We start from the raw sequence: 233 nt of genomic DNA on the forward strand, positions 1-233 counted from the left end.
GACGGAAACTTGTACCGAGCCAAGAAGTCGGGCAAGCTAACTCATCTCGAGGAGGAGCTGGCAGTCCATCCGCTCCCAGAGTCCACTCAAGGTATCGGTCACACTCGGTGGGCCACCCACGGCGCTCCCACTGATGAGAACGCCCACCCCCACATTTCCTTCGACGGACGCGTCGCAGTCGTTCACAACGGCATTATCGAGAACTTCGCCGTGCTGCGCGCTGAGCTTGAGAG

1 pseudogene is annotated in these 233 nt (G+C 60.1%); it reads left to right on the top strand.

The window, feature by feature from the left end:
* A pseudogene (locus KMS84_RS40785) lies at window positions 1-233 on the top strand (glutamine--fructose-6-phosphate transaminase (isomerizing)); the annotation flags it as partial.

Origin of the sequence: Streptomyces hilarionis (genome assembly GCF_024539675.1) — a bacterium.
Classification (GTDB): Bacteria; Actinomycetota; Actinomycetes; order Streptomycetales; family Streptomycetaceae; genus Streptomyces; species Streptomyces hilarionis.